The organism is Shimia litoralis (genome assembly GCF_005518135.1).
GTDB classification, from domain to species: Bacteria; Pseudomonadota; Alphaproteobacteria; order Rhodobacterales; family Rhodobacteraceae; genus Shimia_E; species Shimia_E litoralis.
This window is the reverse complement of record NZ_SULI01000013.1, coordinates 9,758-30,501: the sequence shown is the minus strand read 5'-3', so window position 1 is coordinate 30,501 and position 20,744 is coordinate 9,758. Positions and strand designations below refer to the sequence as shown.

16 protein-coding genes and 1 pseudogene are annotated in these 20,744 nt (G+C 54.1%); 4 read left to right on the top strand and 13 right to left on the bottom strand.

Annotated features, from left to right (window positions below; genetic code table 11):
• Positions 1 to 84: 84 nt before the first annotated feature.
• Positions 85 to 1,113: a translocase gene (locus FAP39_RS11430; RefSeq protein WP_138016536.1), complete on the top strand. Its 1,029-nt coding sequence runs from the start codon at positions 85 to 87 to the stop codon at positions 1,111 to 1,113.
• 17 nt (positions 1,114 to 1,130) lie between these two features.
• Positions 1,131 to 2,693: a phosphate ABC transporter substrate-binding/OmpA family protein gene (locus FAP39_RS11425; protein ID WP_138016535.1), complete on the top strand. Its 1,563-nt coding sequence runs from the start codon at positions 1,131 to 1,133 to the stop codon at positions 2,691 to 2,693.
• Here FAP39_RS11425 and radC read toward each other — a convergent pair.
• Entirely contained in the window at positions 2,690 to 3,451 is a 762-nt protein-coding gene (gene radC, locus FAP39_RS11420; protein WP_138016534.1) for a RadC family protein, read from the bottom strand. The two genes, FAP39_RS11425 and radC, sit on opposite strands and share 4 nt — an antisense overlap.
• Before the next feature lie 152 nt (positions 3,452 to 3,603).
• Here radC and FAP39_RS11415 point away from each other — a divergent pair, with 152 nt between their 5' ends.
• On the top strand, positions 3,604 to 4,443 hold the full coding sequence (locus tag FAP39_RS11415; RefSeq protein ID WP_138016533.1) for an amino acid ABC transporter substrate-binding protein: 840 nt from the start codon (positions 3,604 to 3,606) through the stop codon (positions 4,441 to 4,443).
• A gap of 80 nt (positions 4,444 to 4,523) precedes the next feature.
• Here FAP39_RS11415 and dnaJ read toward each other — a convergent pair whose 3' ends face one another.
• The 4 genes from dnaJ to FAP39_RS11395 all read right to left on the bottom strand — a co-directional run bounded on the left by dnaJ (position 4,524) and on the right by FAP39_RS11395 (position 10,310).
• Positions 4,524 to 5,663, bottom strand: a complete 1,140-nt coding sequence (dnaJ, locus tag FAP39_RS11410) for a molecular chaperone DnaJ (RefSeq protein ID WP_138016532.1) — start codon at positions 5,661 to 5,663, stop codon at positions 4,524 to 4,526.
• Between the two features lie 80 nt (positions 5,664 to 5,743).
• A complete protein-coding gene (gene dnaK / locus FAP39_RS11405; protein ID WP_138016531.1) occupies positions 5,744 to 7,654 on the bottom strand; it encodes a molecular chaperone DnaK in 1,911 nt (636 codons plus the stop codon).
• 324 nt (positions 7,655 to 7,978) lie between these two features.
• On the bottom strand, positions 7,979 to 9,592 hold the full coding sequence (locus tag FAP39_RS11400; protein WP_246059099.1) for a polysaccharide biosynthesis protein: 1,614 nt from the start codon (positions 9,590 to 9,592) through the stop codon (positions 7,979 to 7,981).
• A 529-nt stretch (positions 9,593 to 10,121) separates the two neighbouring features.
• The gene (locus tag FAP39_RS11395) at positions 10,122 to 10,310 is read right to left on the bottom strand and encodes a DUF1127 domain-containing protein (RefSeq protein ID WP_138016529.1); all 189 of its coding nucleotides are present in this window, start codon (positions 10,308 to 10,310) and stop codon (positions 10,122 to 10,124) included.
• 192 nt (positions 10,311 to 10,502) lie between these two features.
• On the opposite strand from FAP39_RS11395, the gene hslV reads away from it, so the two are divergent.
• The gene (hslV, locus tag FAP39_RS11390) at positions 10,503 to 11,060 is read left to right on the top strand and encodes an ATP-dependent protease subunit HslV (protein WP_138016528.1); all 558 of its coding nucleotides are present in this window, start codon (positions 10,503 to 10,505) and stop codon (positions 11,058 to 11,060) included.
• Positions 11,061 to 11,116: 56 nt separating this feature from the next.
• On the opposite strand, the gene FAP39_RS11385 is transcribed toward hslV, so the two are convergent.
• The 8 genes and pseudogenes from FAP39_RS11385 to tsaE form a co-directional block, all read right to left on the bottom strand.
• The gene (locus tag FAP39_RS11385; RefSeq protein ID WP_138016527.1) at positions 11,117 to 11,488 is read right to left on the bottom strand and encodes a Lin0512 family protein; all 372 of its coding nucleotides are present in this window, start codon (positions 11,486 to 11,488) and stop codon (positions 11,117 to 11,119) included.
• Entirely contained in the window at positions 11,485 to 11,835 is a 351-nt protein-coding gene (locus FAP39_RS11380; RefSeq protein WP_138016526.1) for a Lin0512 family protein, read from the bottom strand. Before FAP39_RS11380 ends, FAP39_RS11385 begins: the two co-directional genes overlap by 4 nt.
• 93 nt (positions 11,836 to 11,928) lie before the next feature.
• On the bottom strand, positions 11,929 to 12,249 hold the full coding sequence (gene trxA / locus FAP39_RS11375) for a thioredoxin (protein ID WP_138016525.1): 321 nt from the start codon (positions 12,247 to 12,249) through the stop codon (positions 11,929 to 11,931).
• A 36-nt stretch (positions 12,250 to 12,285) separates the two neighbouring features.
• Positions 12,286 to 15,693 (bottom strand): double-strand break repair helicase AddA, encoded by a 3,408-nt coding sequence (gene addA, locus FAP39_RS11370; RefSeq protein WP_138016524.1) that lies wholly within the window; start codon positions 15,691 to 15,693, stop codon positions 12,286 to 12,288.
• Positions 15,690 to 18,561, bottom strand: a pseudogene (addB, locus tag FAP39_RS11365) (double-strand break repair protein AddB). Before addB ends, addA begins: the two are co-directional and overlap by 4 nt.
• Positions 18,554 to 19,246, bottom strand: a complete 693-nt coding sequence (locus tag FAP39_RS11360) for a nucleotidyltransferase family protein (protein WP_138016523.1) — start codon at positions 19,244 to 19,246, stop codon at positions 18,554 to 18,556. Before FAP39_RS11360 ends, addB begins: the two are co-directional and overlap by 8 nt.
• Complete coding sequence (locus tag FAP39_RS11355) at positions 19,222 to 20,244, bottom strand: aminoglycoside phosphotransferase family protein (protein WP_138016522.1); 1,023 nt, start codon at positions 20,242 to 20,244, stop codon at positions 19,222 to 19,224. Before FAP39_RS11355 ends, FAP39_RS11360 begins: the two co-directional genes overlap by 25 nt.
• The gene (tsaE, locus tag FAP39_RS11350; RefSeq protein WP_138016521.1) at positions 20,237 to 20,713 is read right to left on the bottom strand and encodes a tRNA (adenosine(37)-N6)-threonylcarbamoyltransferase complex ATPase subunit type 1 TsaE; all 477 of its coding nucleotides are present in this window, start codon (positions 20,711 to 20,713) and stop codon (positions 20,237 to 20,239) included. Before tsaE ends, FAP39_RS11355 begins: the two co-directional genes overlap by 8 nt.
• Positions 20,714 to 20,744: the final 31 nt, after the last annotated feature.

The following is a 20,744-nucleotide window of genomic DNA, read 5'->3' as shown; positions in this document are numbered from 1 at the left end:
GATTAAGACCAAAAGGGCGCCACATGAGCGCCCTTTTTTTGTGCGAAGAAACTTGCGGGGCAGTACGAGTTTCGGAGTAATAGTATGTCAAAAATGATTAATGTGTATCGGCGGTACGCTCTTGCCGGAGCGACATTTTCGGTCGCCATTTCTATCGGGTTTCTCATGCAATCCGGTGAAGCCAACAGTGCTGGACGGTTGTCACAGCAGCCAGCAAGTGGTGTGACACCTGATCTCGGCGCCGCGACACCTGCGCGCTTGCCGCCAGAGGCATTGCCGCCGTTGAGCGATGTTCAAGATCTTTCAGCGTTGCCGATGTTGCCGCGCGAGATTGGCCCCAAGGCGGATTTCCCGTCACAGCCAGTTATTCTGACTGTGTCACGAGATTCTCCTGTAGGGATGATGCCTGAAGAAGAGACCACTCCGATGTTGGGGTGCGATGTAGCCTTGCTGGCAGAGCCAGAAGCCGGTGCAATGGTGCGCGTGTCCTTGTCTGCCCCATGTTTGATGGGCGAGCGGGTCACGCTGCACCACTCAGATATGCGCTTTACTGAATTGGTCGGCGCGGATGGGATGTTGACGGTGTCGATCCCGGCCCTGACAGAGCAAGCTGTGTTCATTGTGGCCTTTGCAAACGGTGAGGGAGCCGTAGCAAGCGCAAATGTCCCGTCCTTGCCGTTCTATGATCGCGTTGTGGTTCAATGGAAGGGGCCCGTGGGGCTGCAATTGCATGCTCGTGAGTACGAGGCCGATTATGGCAGTGACGGCCATGTTTGGCGTGGCGCATCGCGAGACGTGTCCATCTTGGCGAATGGTCAAGGTGGATATCTGACCCGACTGGGCAATACGCAGACCCCTGATGCGCTTATGGCAGAGATTTATACATTTCCGTCAGGTACAGCGCCGCTGCAAGGGCATGTGCGTCTGAGCGTCGAGGCCGAGGTCGACGCCGTCAACTGTTCTAAGGACGTCACGGCGCAATCGATCCAGCTGCGCAGCGACAAGCCTCCCAAATTGCAGGACTTTCATCTGACGTTGCCCGATTGTGATGCAGTTGGTGAATTTCTGGTGTTGAAAAACCTGCTGGAAGACCTGACAATCGCGCAAAACTAATTGCGGGTAGATGGTCATTGGATAACTTCTTACGTGCGGCGGTATTCGCCGCACTTTTCCTTTTTTCAAGTGCGGTTTCTGTAATCGCACAGGACGTGACGCTGACCTCTCGCGACGGTGATGTCGAAATCAGCGGTAACTTGCTTGGTTTTGATGGCGAGTTTTATCGTATTCAGACCACCTATGGTGAATTGACCGTAGATGGGTCAGGGGTGATCTGTTCTGGCCCTGCATGCCCAAGCCTGACTGCATTTGTGGCGGAAATCTCGATTTCTGGCGCAGCGACGATGGGCGAGGTTCTTATGCCGGCTTTAATCGAGGCGTTTGCGCTCAGGAATGGATACACTGTGGTGCGAACCGCAGGAGATTTAACGCGGTTTGAGTACGCACTTAAGGACGGCACGTCTGATCAAACGTTGGCGCGTTTCTATTTCCATGTCTCAAACTCGGACGAGGGCTTTGCCGATCTTCTGGCAGACGAAGCTGATATCGCGATGTCCTTGCGTGAAATACGGGCCACCGAGGCCAAACGTGGGTACGAAGCGGGACTGGGAGACATGCGCGCAGCAAACCGAAGTCGCGTGCTTGCATTGGATGGCATGGTGCCGATCGTTTCGCCGGGAAACCCCGTGAAGATGATTTCCCCCCAAACACTTGCCGAAGTCTTTGCCGGAAAAATTGATAACTGGCAGGATTTGGGTGGACCGGATGCGCCAATTGGTCTGCACTTGCTGACGCGCGCCTCAGGGTTGGCGCAAGCAGTCGAAGACCAACTGATGTCGCCAGCGCGGGAACATCTGTCCACCACGATTGAACGGCATGACCGTAATCTATCGCTTTTATCCGCCGTGATGCGCGATCCTTTTGCGATTGGGATCACAAGTTACGCTGAAACGGGAAATACGCAACGTTTGACGCTTACAGGGTCATGTGGGTTTTCTCTGGATGCCTCTCGCCAGACCATCAAAACAGAAGATTATCCGCTGACTGCACCGATGTTTCTCTATGTGCCTGCACGACGCTTGCCGCGCATCGCTCGTGAGTTTCTTGCATATACACGAAGCCCGTCAGCCCAGATCGTGATCCGGCGAGCCGGATTTGTCGATCAGTCGGCGGAAGAGATTCCCGTGAACCTGCAAGGGGATCGGTTTGTGAATGCGATTTCTGTGACTGGTAATGATGTCCCTTTGACGGAATTGCAGCGCATGGTAACGACGTTGGCGCCAATGAAGCGGCTCAGTATCTCGTTTAGATTTCAGGCGGGGTCGACACGTTTAGACGCGCAATCCAGATCCAACATTCAGCAACTGGCCCGTGCGCTTGAGGCGGGGCATTACGATGCGCGACGAATTGTATTCGTTGGGTTCAGCGATGGTCAGGGTGCCGCACCAGCCAATCGCGAAATCGCATTGCGCCGTGCGCAAACCGTGCAATCGGCCGTGATGGCGGCTGCTGAAACTGCGGACCTCGAACAGTTGGACGTCACAGTGGATGCGTTTGGCGAAGCGATGCCAATGGCGTGCGATGATAGCGCGTGGGGCCGGCAAGTGAATCGACGGGTCGAGGTGTGGGCGCGCTAGAGATATCCCTCTGTGCGAAAGCTAAGTTCGCGGGATTTTCCGATGATCAGGTGGTCATGCAGAGTGATGCCCAAGGCGGTTGCAGCAGCATTGATTTGTTCGGTCATTCGGATGTCGTCGTTTGACGGGGTCGGATCACCGGATGGGTGATTGTGCACCAAGATAAGGGCATTTGCGTTGAGCTCCAGGGCGCGCTTGGCGACTTCTCTGGGATAGACCGGTACGTGGTCGACCGTGCCTTGGGCTTGGGCTTCGTCCGCGATCAGTATATTTTTTGTATCAAGGTACAGCACCCGAAATTGCTCTGTGTCGCGGTGGGCCATGGCTGTATGGCAATAGTCTAGCAATACGTCCCAGCTGGAAAGAACATGCCTTTGGATCACGCGCGAGCGGGCCAGTCGGTGGGCCGCGGCTTCGACCAGTTTGAGTTCCAGAATCACTGCCTCGCCGACACCAGAGATTTCGGCAAGCCGTGCGCGTGGCGCGGAGAGCACGCGATTAAAGTCGCCAAAGGTATCTAGAAGTGCTCGTGCAAGCGGTTTTACATCGCGGCGCGGAATTGCGCGAAACAACACGAGTTCAAGCAACTCGTAGTCTGGTAACGCATCCGCCCCGCCATCAATAAATCGCGTCCTCAGTCGCTGTCGATGATCGCGAATATACGAAGGTAAGCGGCCACTTGGCAGAGGGGGCGCTGACGCTTCGTCCGTCGAGAGCAGCGGTAATAGCATTTCAGAGAATGTATATTGGTGGGCCATTCCCGAAGCATGGGGCGTTAAGGTTAACAAAGTCTTATTTGGTCTGGCATGCGCCCTAGTACGCAGACCCGAAGTAAATCCTTGAAAATGTAGATTGCTGATCGGCCTGACCGCGCTATTGTACCGCTAAATTTTCAATACAGGACGTTCCTATGCTTAAGCTTATTTTTCCTTTTCTTGCAGGCGCCTTCCTTGCTCTGCCCGCCTCGGCCCAAACTTTGGATCGTATCAAAGAGACCGGTCAGTTGAACCTTGGGTTTCGTACAGATGCAGCTCCTCTGTCGTTTCAGCGCGAGTCTGGTGAACCTGCTGGGTACGCCCCACAAGTATGCGTGCACGTCGGACAAGCGATTGCAAATGTGTTGAAAATGGACAACCTACAGGCAAATTTTGTTGCGGTTGATGCGGCCAACCGTTTTGACAAAGTGGCGAATGGCGACATCGATCTGCTGTGTGGTGCGGCAACCATTACGTTAAGTCGTCGCGAACACGTCGATTTTTCGGCGCCCATTTTTGTTGATGGTACTGCGATCCTGCAAATGAAAGGTGCTCCGGGGACCTTTGCAGATATGGCTGGCAAAAAACTGGGTGTGCGTGGCGATACAACCACTCAAGAAGCGCTTGAGAATTCCTTGAAGAGTGCTGGAATGGAAGCCGAAGTCGTAACCTTCGTGAGCCATGATGCCGGAATTGCCGCGATGGAGAACAAAGAAATCGATGCCTATTTTGCGGATCAATCGATCTTGGCTGGTTTGTTTTTCAACAGCGACAAAGCGGACAACTTTCAAATGTCCAACGAAATCCTAACCATTGAAAAGCAAGGTCTGGCATTGGCTCGCGGCGATGCGGAATTCCGTTTGCTGGTCGATACCGCTCTGTCGGAACTGTATGCCAACGGCACGATGCAGAAAATTTTTGCGGATGCGATCCCAGGGGTGCAGCCTGGTTTGGCAATGCGCGCCCTCTATGTGATTGCGCCGACGGTCGAGTAACGCCCAACAGTTTAGGCACCAATAGAAAAGGGCGCGGTCCGAGCCGCGCCCTTTTTGTATCAGTTGTTGTGGATCAAAAGTCAGCCCTTCATGGAATCCCAGAAGTTTTTGACTGACTTGAAGAAGTTGCTGCCAACCGGATTATTATCTTCCGAAAGCTCTTCGAATTCACGAAGAATCTCCTTCTGACGGCTGGTGAGGTTCACTGGCGTTTCTACGGCCATTTCGATGAACATATCACCAGCGCCAGCACCGCGCAGTGCAGGCATACCCTTTGAACGCAAACGCATCTGGCGACCGGCTTGGCTTCCAGCAGGGATTTTGACGCGACTGCGGCCGCCGTCAATTGTAGGAACCTCAATGTCGCCACCAAGTGCGGCCGTTGTCATCGAAACGGGCACGCGACAGAACAGATCATTTCCATCCCGCTCAAACAGCTTGTGCTGGGTGACCTCGATAAAGATGTAGAGGTCTCCGGTTGGGCCGCCGCGCATGCCGGCCTCGCCTTCGCCAGACAGGCGGATACGTGTACCTGTTTCAACGCCCGCAGGAATGTTCACTGACAAAGAGCGATCTTTTTCCATGCGCCCTTGTCCACCACAGCCCTTACATGGGTTGTTGATGATTTGACCCATTCCGGAACAGGTTGGACACGTGCGTTCAACCGTAAAGAACCCTTGCTGGGCGCGCACTTTTCCCATGCCCGAACATGTGGGGCATGTCGCAGGTTCGGCACCACCTTCAGCACCTGATCCGTCGCATGACTCGCATTGTACGGATGTGGGTACATTGATGGTCTTTTGTAGGCCGGAGTAGGCTTCTTCCAGCGTGACGCGCAGGTTATAGCGCAGATCGGAGCCACGTGCGGCACGTTGATGACCGCCACCACGACCCCCCATGAAGTCGCCGAATAGATCGTCGAACACATCGGAAAATGCGGAGCCAAAGTCGCCCTGGCCAGGGTGTCCGCCGCGTGGGCCGCCACCCATACCACCTTCAAAGGCCTGATGGCCAAATCGATCGTATGCGGCCTTTTTTTCGGCATCTTTTAGAATTTCATAAGCTTCGTTGGCCTCTTTGAACTTGCCCTCAGCTTCTGGATTGTCTGCGTTGCGGTCTGGGTGCAGCTCTTTGGCTTTTGTGCGGTAAGCTTTTTTGATCTCGTCCGCCGAAGCCCCTTTGCTGACGCCAAGCACCTCATAGAAGTCACGTTTTGCCATGGGTTACTCCTTTGGCTCGGAACAAAGCGGGCCAGTCCGGCAACCGGACCGGCCCGTCATTGGGTCCGAATAACGCGCAATTAGCGCTTGTCGTTGTCCAGATCTTCAAAGTCGGCGTCGACGATATCTTCGTCGCCAGCTTCGTCTGCCGCCATTGGTTCGTCTGCGGCTTCGTCTTGGCTGGCTTTGTAGATAGCTTCGCCCAACTTCATCGCTGCTTCGGTGACGTTCTGGATGCCCGATTTGATTTTGTCGGCTTGTGCATCATCTTTTTCAAGATCATCTTTCAGCGCGGCAATAGCCAAATCAATCGCTTCGATGGTCGTTGGATCCACCTTGTCCGAGTGCTCTTCCATCGACTTTTCGGTCGAGTGGATCAGGCTCTCAGCTTGGTTTCTCGCTTCGATCAACTCGCGACGGTCTTTGTCCGACTCGGCATTCTCTTCGGCGTCTTTGACCATTTTCTCGATGTCTGCATCTGACAGGCCGCCAGAAGCTTGGATCGTGATTTTTTGCTCTTTACCAGTGCCTTTGTCCAAAGCGCCCACAGACACGATGCCGTTTGCGTCGATGTCAAAGGTGACTTCGATTTGGGGCATACCGCGCGGTGCGGGTGGAATTTGCTCGAGGTTGAACTGACCGAGAATTTTGTTGTCGGCAGCCATCTCGCGCTCGCCTTGGAAACAACGAATGGTCACAGCGTTCTGGTTGTCTTCTGCAGTCGAGAAGATTTGCGATTTCTTGGTTGGGATCGTTGTGTTGCGATCGATCAGACGTGTGAACACGCCGCCCAATGTTTCGATACCCAGCGACAACGGTGTTACGTCCAGCAGAACCACGTCTTTGACATCGCCTTGCAAAACACCAGCCTGAATGGCCGCACCCATGGCAACCACTTCATCAGGGTTCACACCTTTGTGGGGCTCTTTGCCAAAGAATTTGGTCACTTCTTCGACGACCTTGGGCATACGCGTCATACCACCGACCAGAACGATCTCGTCGATTTCGCTGGCGTTCATGCCCGCATCTTTCAACGCAGCCTGACAAGGTTTGATAGATGCCTTGATCAGATCAGCAACCAGAGATTCCAGTTTCGCACGAGTCAACTTGATCACCAAGTGCAGAGGCTGGCCGCTGGATGGGTCCATCGAGATGAACGGTTGGTTGATCTCTGTTTGTGACGAGCTGGAGAGCTCGATTTTGGCTTTTTCCGCAGCTTCTTTCAAACGCTGCAGAGCCATTTTGTCTTTGGTCAGGTCAACGCCGTTTTCTTTTTTGAATTGATCCGCGAGGTAGTTGACGATGCGCATGTCAAAGTCTTCACCACCAAGGAAGGTGTCACCGTTGGTCGATTTGACCTCGAATAGGCCGTCATCAATTTCCAGAATGGTCACGTCGAAAGTACCACCACCAAGGTCATAAACCGCAATGGTGTGTGTTTCTTCTTTGTCCAAACCATAGGCTAGCGCGGCAGCAGTGGGTTCGTTGATGATGCGCAGTACTTCAAGGCCAGCGATCTTGCCAGCGTCTTTGGTCGCCTGACGTTGGGCATCGTTAAAGTATGCAGGCACGGTGATGACCGCTTGCGTAACTTCTTCACCAAGATAAGACTCGGCTGTTTCTTTCATCTTACCCAAGATGAAAGCAGAGATTTGGCTGGGCGAATATTTTTCGCCGCGGGCTTCGACCCATGCATCGCCATTGCCGCCATTGATGACGTTGAACGGCATGTTCTTCAGGTCTTTGGCTAGATTGGCATCGTCAACACGACGGCCGATCAAACGCTTTACGCCAAACACGGTGTTTTCAGGGTTTGTGACGGCCTGGCGTTTTGCCGGCTGGCCTACAAGGCGCTCGTCTTCTGTAAAGGCTACGATAGACGGCGTGGTGCGTGCACCTTCGGCGTTTTCGATTACCTTGGGCTGCGATCCATCCATGATGGAAATACAGCTGTTTGTTGTACCTAGGTCGATACCGATTACTTTGGTCATTTTAGATCCCTTTCACTTAAGGCGATATTTCGAGACGTGGACCCGTTTTGGCATCCAAGCCCCGATCCGGTTAGCAACGCACCTTTGGGTGCATCACGCTTCGCAGGGTATATAGGGAGCGGAAAAAGGCGCTGCAAGCACCTCAAACACAGGCTTTGCGTAAATTTGGCGATTTTTCAGAGTTTGGGCCTGTGCTAGCGGAGATTCGTATCAAAAGGCGACAATATGGCCGATTTTACCAGAAAGCTCGCATGCCATCACATGCGAGCTTTGTGTCTGTTCATTTGAATACGTATGTCATGATCTAACTGTCTGGTAGAGCAGTTAACCCGCCCAAGGTTTTTCAGTTGGCTCGTCCAATACTTGCTTGTGATAGCCTTCTACTCGATTCGCGATTAAATCACGCAAGCGATTGGCTGAGGCATCATCCAAGCAAGTGTGAATGTCACGAACCATTGAGGCCACTTCGATCTGTGAAAGCATGTTTTCTTCGGCGCGCATGATTTTTGGATGTGGCGTTGCGCGCAGGCTATCATCGTCAATCAGAAGCTCTTCGTACAGTTTTTCACCCGGACGTAATCCGGTATAGACAATCTCGATGTCGCCGACACCGGTGGACGGGTCTTTTACGCTGCGTCCTGACAGGGTGATCATTTGGCGGGCAATATCGGAGATTTTTTGAGGTTGCCCCATATCCAGCACAAACACATCGCCACCTTGTGCATACGCTCCAGCGAGCAATACAAGACGTGCGGCCTCTGGGATTGTCATGAAGAAGCGCGTAACTTCGGGGTGTGTGACCGTTAGGGGGCCGCCCGCTGAAAGCTGTTTCTGAAACAGCGGCAGAACGGATCCAGAAGATCCCAACACATTTCCAAAACGCACCATAGCATATCGGGTTGTGTCTGAACGAGTTGCCAAATCTTGAATGACCAGCTCGGCCATGCGCTTGGTTGCGCCCATGACATTTGTTGGCCGCACAGCTTTGTCCGTCGACACAAGGATAAACCGCTCGATACCCGCATGTCGGGCAGCGTCTGCGACCACTTGCGTGCCAATCACGTTGTTGCGCACCCCTTCCAGCTCGTTGTCTTCGACAAGTGGAACGTGCTTGTAGGCTGCGGCATGAAGGATAATCTCCACGCCTTCCTCGGCAATAACACCGCGCACGCGCTGTGGATTTGTCACGGATCCAAGGCGTGCTGTTACCGCGATGTTCCGTTTGCTGGCTTCCTGCATCAGCTCTTTGTCGATGGAATACAGCGCAAATTCGCTTTGTTCAAAAAGAACGATTCGCGTCGGGTTGCAGTTAAGCAATTGGCGACAGAGTTCAGACCCAATAGACCCGCCAGCGCCGGTGACCATGACAACGCGATTTGCATAGGCTTCGGCAATCTCTGGAGCATGTAGATCAACCTTGTCGCGCCCAAGAAGTGCGTCTGGGGTGACAGGTTTAAGGGCACCGTCCGAATTCCCCGACATCATGTCGATGTAAGACGGCAGGACTTTGACTTCGACGTTGAGAGATAGCAGGCCCTTGATCAGATCATTGCGGCGGGACTCGGAAATTGACGGAATAGCTAACAGAACTTGCCGAATTTTGCGCTTTTCAATCAGTTCGTCCAAATTGCTTGGCTTATACACGGGCAAACCAGCAACCATCAGGCCCTGAAGGTTGATATTGTCATCGACGAAAAATACAGGGCGCGCTTCTTTTGAGCGTTGCAAGGCCATGGCCAGCTGAATGCCCGCAGCGCCTGCGCCGAAAATAGCAACAGGCTTGCGGTCAGCTTCGTGTGCGGCAAACCGTGTTAGTACAGCAAGCCCTAATATGCGAACGCCAATTGACCCCAGAAAAAAGACAGTTCCCATAATAATTGGAACTGAGCGTGGAGCGGACAGATTGAGCAAATAGCTTACAATCATTGCCATAAACATAAGTGCAGTGGCACCTGTCGCGATTCGCAGAATGGCCCTATTTTCGAGGCCTTCAAGCTTGATTCGTTGAATCTTCAAAGCACAGATCAACGCAGTGCCCAAAAGGGTTACAATTGGGAACAATACCCAAGAGCCTTGCATCATCGGCACAGGCCATGGGGTCCCGTATCGCAACGCAAACGCTACGAACAAACTTAGAGGGATAAGAAGCGTATCTACTGTCAAAAAAATCGAGTGCTTAGCAGATCGAGGCAGCTCGTGTAGGTCGGAAATATGCATCTGAAAAATCTTCAATATATGATTTAGATGGGGAACTTCTTACAGTTTTTTTCTGTTTTGGGCAAGATATTCGTCAATGGTGATCCGCGCAGTATTGCCGCTGCGTATGAAATCTTGTTCAGACAATGGTCTTGGTTCGCACGCTGCTCGTGCTGGTAAATATAGAATAGCCAGCAAACGTTATGTTCGCTGGCCTCTGGGCATTATGTGTCGATCGAATGTACCGAACTTGTCTAACCGTGTGGTCCGGTTATCCGATGTCGGAACGGGTCACACCGATATCTTCAAGTCTGTCTGCTGACATACCTAATAGAATATTGCGGGTCACGCGCGCTTGATTCCATTGAATGAAAGCGTTACGAATATTTTCGAAAAACTCGACAACCCGCAGGGTTGCGACGGCGCCCATTGGGGCGTGATTTGCGGCAGTGCTAGCCATTTGCGCATTCCTTTACTTGTTGCCAAGAACATCCTCGGCTGTGTGGGTCATCTAGGGTGAGGTCCGATTTTCTACAATTGCTGAATCCGCAGGCCCGCAATGCACGCCTTGCATAGCGATCATGTGAGAGGAAAACACGTTGCGGCTTGCGCTTGGGAACCCCATATAAAAGAACAGAAAACGGAGGCACGCATGGCAGACGATCAATTTCCAGGTTGGCACGGCACAACCATTATTGGTGTTAAAAAGGATGGCGAAGTCGTCATCGCAGGGGATGGGCAAGTATCGCTTGGTCAGACAGTCATCAAAGGAACAGCGCGAAAAGTGCGCCGCTTATCCCCGGGGGGCTATGATGTTGTCGCGGGATTCGCGGGATCAACTGCAGATGCGTTTACCTTGCTCGAGCGTCTCGAAACCAAATTAGAGGCAACGCCGGGACAATTGGCTCGGGCCTCGGTCGAGCTCGCCAAAGATTGGCGTACGGACAAGTATCTTCAAAAACTCGAGGCGATGCTGATCGTGTCCGATGGCACGGATATATTTGTGATTACCGGTGCGGGTGATGTGCTTGAACCAGAGCACAATGTTGCGGCAATCGGGTCCGGTGGGAATTTCGCGCTGGCTGCTGCACGTGGCATGATGGACACGGATAAAACTGCCGAAGAGGTCGCGCGCGCAGCCATGGCGATTGCCGCAGATATTTGCGTTTACACCAATGGCAAGCTGACGGTCGAAACCATAAAGGCATAACACCACAGGTTCTATTGTGCCTCAAAAGGCGCATGCCAGTTTCGTGGCTTGCGCCTTTATGCGTCTGTAGACAGCGCCCAAGCGCCAGCCATATCAGGCAAGAAGGCTTCGATAGCCGCAGTGGCAACGATATGTGCCGCGCCGGTCTCTGGATCAACAACGTTGAGCCCGCCTTTGACCGCTTGAACCGAGCAGCGTCCACGCGGCATGTCGGCGACAATCGCGGCACAATCAACTTTGTCAGGCTCTTGAACCGCGACGGTGACTTGGACACGCATTTCAGTGTGTGACACACCCAGCTTGTCGAATAACGTGATGGACGAATGGTGCAGGGCATCTGCAACAGCGCGACGGGCCGCCTTGGTGTAATCTTGGCCATACAGGTCGTTGCCCGTGCCCATTTCCAGAATGATACGCTTTTCGCTCATGATGACCGCTCCATATCAAAAGACACCATCACAGCGGCATTCGCGATAACGGTATTGGCAGTTTGATCAGGCTTGGGGATGTCCAGCCCGCCTTGAACAACCCGAATTGTGGGCTGGCCGTATGGGAAAACGTCTTCGAGATCACGCGTTTTAACCAACTCGGGCTTGGCCACCCCGATCTCAACATCAATGATCATCGCATCTTTTGGGAAATCGAACAGTTCTGCGATTGATAACGAGTTATGCCAGAGCGCATCTTTTATGGCGCGTTTTGCCGCCTCGGTGTAATCTTCACGTCGAAGCGATGTGCCCATTCCGAATTCAACAACCATGCGAGTCTTGGCCATGATGTGCTTGTCCTTTTATCAAAGTTGCGCGTGCCCCAATGAAAAAGGCGCCTTGTTGCCAAGACGCCTTTTGCATTCAATTCTCAAGAGAATTCAAAGAGAGTCTTCGATCCAGCTTTGCAGAGCCGCTTTTGGTGCAGCGCCTGCGCGGTTAGATACCACTTGGCCATCTTTGATGATGAACAGCGCGGGAATACCACGAACACCCATTGCCGCAGCGGCATTCGGGTTTGAATCCACGTCGACTTTGGCGATTTTGACCTTGCCTTCAAATTCGGCCGACAATTCCTCTAGGGATGGGCCGATTTGTTTACATGGGCCACACCATTCTGCCCAGAAATCCACAACAACGGGGATATCGGATTGAGTGACTTCGGCTTCGAATGAGGCATCGGTGACAGCGACAGTTGCCATGGGTATTCTCCTGAATGGAATTTGCTTGAGCAGAACCTATGTATGCGACGCCGGAGCGTCAAGGTGGGGCGTGGATTGCAGCGCCTGTGTCACGCATTCGTGCGACAGGGGCATAATCTGGGCTGTTTTGGTCCATAGGATGGCTGTTTTGACGGTATGGTTTGGGTAAATCTGTTTCAGCGCATGGCTGTATGCGCCCATCTGCCGCAAAATACCTTCGGGCACGTGGGCTTCGGTTTTCGGCACTGTGGCGTTTGTTTTGAAATCAATGGCCGTAACTGCATCAGGCGTCACGATCAGGCGGTCAATGATGCCATGCAGGCGCGCAGTGCCCAGTTCGGCAGTGATGGGAACCTCTGCCAAGGTTGTGTCTGCGAACACCCAAGCCAGATCAGGCGATTGCAAAACTTGAGCCGCCTCGTGTGCAAGCTCTGGGATATGGGATGCGTTTGGTGGATCTGACAACCCAAGCAAAAGGTTTTCAGACATCGAGGGCCATTGAGACGGCGGGTGCTTTGGCAGATGCTCTAGCAAGAGATGTATCCAAGTGCCACGTGCCATTGCGGCCTCTTCGTCTAGCCCTGCATCACCGGGCAGTGCCTTGGCGCCACCCAGATCAGACGGAGACACGGCAACAGGCGGGTGCTCAACATCTTCTGCATTCCTTGAAAAATGCTCGGGCAGATCTGCAAGCGGGGCGGCCTGTATCTGTTCTTGTTCGACTGTAGGGCCGGACCAGTCACCGTGCGCATACCGAAGACCGGTGCCCCCTTCAAACATCTGTTCTTGCGCGCCAAGTGCCTGCATGCCGCGCTGGATGAATTCGTACCATGTCTGGCCGTCTTTGCCCAAATCACCAGCTGCCGTCACAATAAGCCATTTTTCGGCGCGGGTCATTGCCACATATAACAGGCGCAAGCGCTCGCTCAGCAGGGCGTCGGCTTTGGATTGACGCGCCTGTACAATGGCATCCGGCGCAGAGTCTGCCGAAATACTCCAAAGCGCTGTGCCCTTGTGGTCAATGATCTGGGCGTCGTTGCGGAGGATGCGCTTGCCTGTATCGGGCAGAAAAACAACGGGTGCCTCGAGCCCCTTGGATCCGTGCACGGTCATCACGCGAATGCGATTGCCCGCGCTGTCCATCTGGCGTTTGATCTCCAGTGCGTCCGCATCCATCCAGACAAGAAATCCGGTCAAGGATGGAACATTGCTGCGCTCATAAGCCAACGCCTGAGAGAGCAAGGCATTGATGCCGTCTTCGGCTTCGACGCCTAACCGGGCAAGCAACTCATGACGGCCCTTGTGGCGAATGAGGATGCGTTCGATCAAATCGTAGGGTCGTAGGAAATCGGATGTGCGACGCAGATCGTCCAGAATTGCCAGTGTGTTGGGAAAGTCGTCGTGACGCTCTCTGAGGGCTTGCCACAAAAACTTTGCCTTACGCTTGTGGGCCAAATCGTACAATTCTTGTTCGCTCCAGCCAAACAATGGTGACTTTAGCGCTGTCGCAAGAGAAAGGCTGTCTTCTGGCGTGGCGAGAAATGCCAAAAGCGCCGCCAAATCACGTACCGCCAATTCGGCACCGACCTTCAAGCGATCTGCACCTGCGATGGGCAACTCTTTGCTCTTACACGCACGAATGATTTCGTGGAACAGATCGGAGCGGCGCTGAACCAAAATCAGGATATCACCCGCTTGAACGGGCCGCTGTGAATAGACGCCGTCATCGCCGATTTTGTCCGGGATCGTTTGTTTTGTGTCGATCATCTGTTTGATCGATTCAGCAACCTGATTGGCCAGCACGACGGTATGGTGGGTCTCGCCCAAACGGTCGACGGGCTTGTACCAAACGCCCTTTTCCGGTTTTGGAGTCGCTTCGACGACGGGCCAAATATCCACACGACCCGGCATGTCGTTGTGAAAGGCGCGGTGCTTCATGTCTTGCGGGAAACTTGACCCAGTGGTGTGCGCAAAGCACTCGTCAACCAACCGCAAAATGGCAGCGGAGGACCGAAAAGAATACTCTAACCCAAGTCTATTTAGTGGCTTTCCGGCAGGAGCAAGGCGCACGGCAAATTCTTCCTGCATGCGATCGAATTCGGCGGGGTCGGCCCCCTGAAAACTATAGATAGATTGCTTTTTGTCTCCGACGACAAAAATCGTGCGTTCTTGATCTTGTCGGGCTCCACTGCCGCTGGTGAATTCTTGGGCAAGGCGTTCAATGACCTGCCATTGTACGGGGCTGGTATCTTGGGCCTCGTCCACCAAAATATGGTCAATGCCACCGTCCAGTCGAAACAGCACCCATTCCGCAACAGCGCGGTCATTCAATAAGTTGCGCGCGCGCAAAATCAGATCGTCAAAATCCAACCAGCCGCGGCGCTGCTTTTCCTGCTCGTATCGTTGCAAAAACCGATGCCCAAATGCCGAAAGCGTGGCGGATCGGCGTGCTGTCATGATCGAGAGCCGCGTTTGGCGCGCATCTTCGACACGTTTCATCAGCGCCTCGACGTGTGGCATCAAGGCGACATGTTTTGATTGTACGGCCTTGGTTGGAAACGTGCCCAACTTGGCAGTAAAGGGCGCTTTGCCGCCTTTGGTCAGAAATACGTCTTCCAGCGCTGGCAGGGCCGCAAAATTTAGCGCGGCGATTGCATCAAGCTTGGTCGCCGCCTTTTTGTCATTCACGCCACCGTGGCGCAGGGCCTCGATAAGCGCCGTGATTGTGTCGCGCTCATTCCCCAGAAACACCCGTTCTTCAAGCGCTGCTTCGCTCATGGTCACGGGTTGATCCAGAATGCCCAAGATATCGGCCACATCTGTGATCTGCTCAAAGGACATACGATGCCCAATGATTTCTCGGCAGAGCGTATCCAAACTCTCGCCCGTAAATGCGCTTGCCATCGCACGCACCAATGCGGCGTCTTGGTCCTCTGGGGCGGTGTCCTCCGCCATAGAATCCAGCACGTCCTCGCGCAACAGCGTTGCCGCGCGCTCTTCCATTTCGGCAAACATCGGTGACACGCCCGCCTCTAATGGAAACCGCCGTAGGATTGATGAGCAAAACGAGTGGATGGTTTGTATTTTGAGGCCACCGGGCGTTTCGATGGCGCGAGCAAACAACGTGCGTGCATCGCGCAAGATGTCTTGTTCATAAGGGCCGGAAACCCCCAGAGTTGCGAGTTCCTTGCATAGGTCGGCATCGGATTTCATTGCCCAAGCGCCGAGCCGTTCAAACAGGCGGTTCTGCATCTCGCTTGCGGCAGCCTTGGTATATGTGAGGCACAAAATATGTTGAGGTAACACGCCCTTGAGCAACAGGCGCGCCACGCGGTCGGTCAAAACACGTGTTTTCCCTGATCCTGCATTTGCCGAAAGCCAAGTCGACTCGAGCGGTCGTGCCGCCTGAACTTGTCGTTCTGTCGCGTCGTTCATGGGATTCATGACAGATCCTCGGGGTTGGGGGTATCCGTCGCGTCCCATTCGCCAAATCTGGCAAGCTGGTCATACTGGCCTTCGTCGCGGTCGCTTTGCATGGCGCGGCGGGCGGTAAACCCATGGGTGACGTCCGCGTAATACGCGATCAGTTCAGAAAATTCTGACCAAATTTGCGTGGCTGGCGTATCTTCAAGCGGGGCGGCGACCTCTTTTGGCTTTGGGCCCAGTCCCAGATATATCGCCGCGGCGACATCCGCAGGGTCAATATCGCGAAACCCGCCCTGTTCCGCCATCGCGGCTTCTAGCAATAGCTGTTTATCAAAGTGGGTCTGCTCGTCTTTGCTGGGCGGGGTGCCGGTTTTATAGTCATAGATCACAAGATCACCGAATTTGGTGCGATCAATCCGGTCCGCTTTGGCAACCAGAGTGAACCCCAAATCGGCAATACCTAGCTGAGCAGATCGTTCATACGCGATGGGCTTGCCGATGTTCCGCCGTGCTGTTTCCGTGTCTATGAAGTAGTCCGCAACGCGATCAAGGCGCGCACTCCACAGTGCGCGGGCTGTCGGCCATGGAACCTTTTGGGCCAAAACAGTTTCCGCAATGGACGTCAGATGTGTGCGGGTCAGCAGCGCGGGGTCAGCCGAGGCATCCTTGACGAACTGTTCCAGAACATCGTGCACGACGATCCCGCGCAAGAGCGCATCAGGGGTCTTCATCAACGGATCAAGCGGGCGAAGCTTAAGAACGTGCCGCGCATAGATGGCATAGGGATCCCGAATAAGCCGTTTGATTTCGGTGACGGACAGCTGTGTCAGGCGCGCGCTTTTGGGCGGGCGTGGCGATGGTCGATGGGCGGGTGTGATGCTTGGCGCGTGCTCGAGGGCGCGGACCAATGACAACCAGTGGTCACCGCGTCGTGTCATGGCCTCTAGGGCGGCAACGCCCCCTTGATCGGGCAACCCACTCAGCAAATTGGTCAGGCGGTTGACCCAACGTGACGGAACGGTTTGGGCCTCGTCTGACCTGATAGACCGAGAAAGCCAGACCTCTGGTGCACCGATGGCTTGCTGGAAGTCATGCGCGGCCAGTCCGATCCGGCGTTCAGGCAAGAGCAATCCGGCGTCGTGGCGCATTTTACGATTAAGCCATGGATCGGGGCTTGGGGCTTCCGGCCAACTGCCTTCGTTCAGCCCACCCAATATCACCAGATCAGCGCCTTGGACACGAGCTTCGAGCGTCCCCCAAATCAGGATATGAGGATGACCTTTGTCCCGGTCTCGTACCTCGCCCCGCCCTAATACAGCGCCGAACAGATCGGAATAATCAGTTGGTCCAATTGGGCCAGCATATTCGGCTGAGTCTCGCAGGGTTTGGATGAGTTTGGCGGCTTCGCGACCTGCGGCTTCGTCCCACAAACCACCGGAACCGTCCGGCGCACCATGGGCCAGTGTTTCTGACAGGGTGATATGTGCCTCAAGGCGTTCGGAGAACGCGTGCTCACCGCCCAATTCCTGATCGCAAAGGTTGCGAACGACCCACGAAATCCAATCGTCTAAATCTGACTTGTGCGCTGATGCCCATGCCAAAAGGAACTCTGTGTCGGGATAAGTCACACCTGCTTTGCGGATCGCAAGTTCTAGGTCCCGTGTATGTAGCAGGTGCTCGTTGCGATCGTGACCGCTGTGGCACAGTGGATGCTTGAGCAGCGTCAGCAGAGCCTCGGATGTCAATTTCCGCTGAAACAGAGCCGATACGTGTCGCAAAAATCGGCCCGGAGGTGTGAGTTGGAGTGGAATTCCCGCGCTATCGTCGGGTGTGATCCCCCATCTGTCCAATGACGCGGTGACCTGTCGTGTCAGCATTCGGTCAGGCGAAATAAGGGCGGCGGTCTGGCCGTCATGGGCCGCTTGGCGCAACCGCATTGAGATCGCCAATGCCTCTTCGCGCAGCGACGTGGCCTGAAGCAGTGTGATATCTTGGGTGCACTGTGGAATATCAGTCAGAGCGGGCCCTTCGCTGAGCCATTGATCCGTGACCGGCGCTGGGCGAAGCGCCAGAGACACCAGACGATTTCTTGCGGCAGAAGGTACCGCGTCAGCATGCCATTGAGTGACGTCGCTTGGCACTGCCTGCACGCCATCCAATAGCTTGCGAAAGCGGAATTGTGGATGATCTTCGCTATGTAAGGCTTCTGTTAGGGCACCCCAGACATGGTCGGGCATGTCGAAATCATATCCAGGTAACACCACAGCCCCCTGTGGTAACTTTGAAATCGCCTGNGGGGGGGCATTCGACCCATCTTTGAATGCGTTGTTCCACGATCAACCGCTGCCGGGACTCGGTGTCAGGTGCCGTGTCGACATTGTCGAGAAAATGCCGCGCAATCGCAAAGAACGATTTGGCGCGTTCCCAATGCCCGGATTGATCCGACACGTCCAACGCGTCGATGGTGTCGGGCGATACGCCTTCGCCGTTCATTTCGTCCATCAGTCCGGCAAGACTGTCGGCGAGATCATATAGGGATGCGCGTGCGGCAAGGTCAGGTTGAGCACGCAAAAGGTTCGAGATGAGTTGAATAAGCTCAAATCGGCGCCGTAATGGGGATACCGCTGCTGGAATATCGGAGTTGGTCGCAGCGCGGCCAAAATCGGTCAAAAGTTCGATGCGCGGCAACAAGCAGGCTGGGCCTTGATCGAACAGTATGCGAATGCGCCGCTCCATTCGGTGCGTGTTCACGATCAACTGAACGCGCGCCAGATCTTCCGGTGGTCGGTGGGCAAAGCGCGCGCGGAGTCCTTGGACAAGCATCGCAGGAAAGTCTGCACCCGGTGCAATACCAAAAATGCGCGGCTTATCAGTTGGGTCAAACATCGTTTTTGTCCAAAAGCGTTTCTGCCACTTCTATCCCTTGCGGTGACCCGACATCACACCATTGCCCCGAATAAGCGACCCCAAATAGTTTCCCTTTGGGCTGGAGCATGTTCCATAGCTCATTCAGTGAGAACGCCTTATGGGGGATTGTTGCAAGTCCGCTTGTTTTGATGATTTGGACGCCCCCGAATACCACATCCGGACCGCGCGTCAGCCGCCCGTCGTCACCGATCAGAAAGTCACCGTGTCCCTTGTGGCCCAGTGCACTTTCGGGCGGCACACAGAGCAATAGAGCATCCATAATGTCGGGGTTCCATGCATCTAAGAGCGTTTCAAACGGGTTTGGACCTTTCCAAATGGCATCTGTGTTGCTGGTAAAGACAGGCCCGCCGCCTAGCAAAGGCAAGGCAGCGCGCAATCCACCCCCTGTTTCAAGGATGTCCGGGCTTTCGTGCGAGATCAGAGCATCGCTGCCGGCCAAATGGTCGGCCATTTGTGCCGACCGATAGTGTGTATTGACCACTATTTTTTCGATGTGCGCTTGGCGGACCCACGACAAGGTGTGATCAATAAGCGCTGTGCCAGCAACCTGGACAAGGGGTTTGGGTTGTGTGGCTGTCAAAGCCCCCATTCGCGTGCCAAACCCGGCCGCAAATAACATCACAGCTGTGGGATTGTCGCACATTTTTCTTTTAGCCTTGCCAGTATTGCGTCAGTCGGTGTGGGCATATCTTTCAGAATGATGTCTGAGACCGGTGCGAGCGCTGGATGGGACAGGTTTCTTAGAATGAATTCCCAGACACGCGGGATAAAGTCGACATAATGCGGTTTCCCCGAAACCATACAGAGTCGCGCAAATACTCCGAGAATGCGTAGGTTTCGTTGGACGCCCAAGACGTGATAGGCGGCTAGAAACTGGGCTCGATCTTGACCAGTTCGCGAGACATAGTAATCGATCATGTCATTTTCGACGTTTTGCGGGACGTCGCGCCGCGCGTCTTGCAACACAGACACCAGATCATACGCCCTATGACCTGCCATCGCATCTTGAAAATCAAGCAATCCGACACGCGCAGCACCTGTCCGTGACGGCAACCAAAGAAGGTTCTCCGCATGATAATCTCTTTGGATCAAGACATCTGCATCAGACGCATATTCTTGCAAAATCGGCAAAAATGCCGCTTCAAACGTCTCGGCCAGTTCCTCATACGCAAGATCACACCCGCGCCGATACCAACGATACGATAGGGCGGCCATTTCGGTCATGATTTTGGGAGAATACGCCACAAGGTCAGACGGGGCCGGATGTTGATGCAACTCGGTGAGCACATCGGTTGCCGCAGTATAGAGCATATGCTCTTGTTCGGGGTGTTTGGGAATGACTCTTGCGAATAAATCGTCGCCCAAATCTTCGAGGAGCAAAAAGCCATTTTCGGCGTCTTGGCTCAGTATTTGGGGGGCAGATAGGCCAAGTTGAGATAAATGTTGAGCAACTCGTAAAAAGGGCCGGACATCCTCGCCTTTGTCAGCCGGAGAATCCATCAAGATCGCGACGGAATTATCCGGCTTGCGCAGTCGCTCGTAGCGTCTATTTGAAGCGTCCCCAGCGATAGGAGCACGCGCCGCATCGGCCCAGCCGGAGGCCTCAAGAAATTGCGTGAGTCGCACGTCACGTTCAGACATTTCTAAGACTTTCTATAAGTGGGAGCCAGCGATCGTCAGCCCAGCTTACCGTCAGTTTTCTGGTCTCTTCACTGGACCCCAGTTCAAAGGACAACCCAAGTGCATTCTCTGGCGCCAATTCGGCCAATCTATCGGGCCACTCAATCAGGCACAGCGCATCTTCAAAGGCATCCAGCAGCCCGAGCTCCACAACTTCGTCCGGTGCGGTCAAACGATATAAATCCGCATGCCAGATATCAAAAGCGTTAGTTTCATAGGTTTGCACAAGAGTGAATGTGGGGGATGGGACGTCTTCTGGCTCTTGAAGCAACGACTGAATGAGGGCGCGCGCAAAATGGGTTTTGCCGGCGCCGATGTCACCTGCAAGCAAAAGGACATCACCTGCGCCCAGTGATTTGGCCATCAGTGTTGCGAGAGCGGCCGTAGCATCCGCAGATGTAAGATGAATTTGAAAGGTTCCGCCAGACATGGCCGCAGATTACTATGCCAGCATCTGCCTG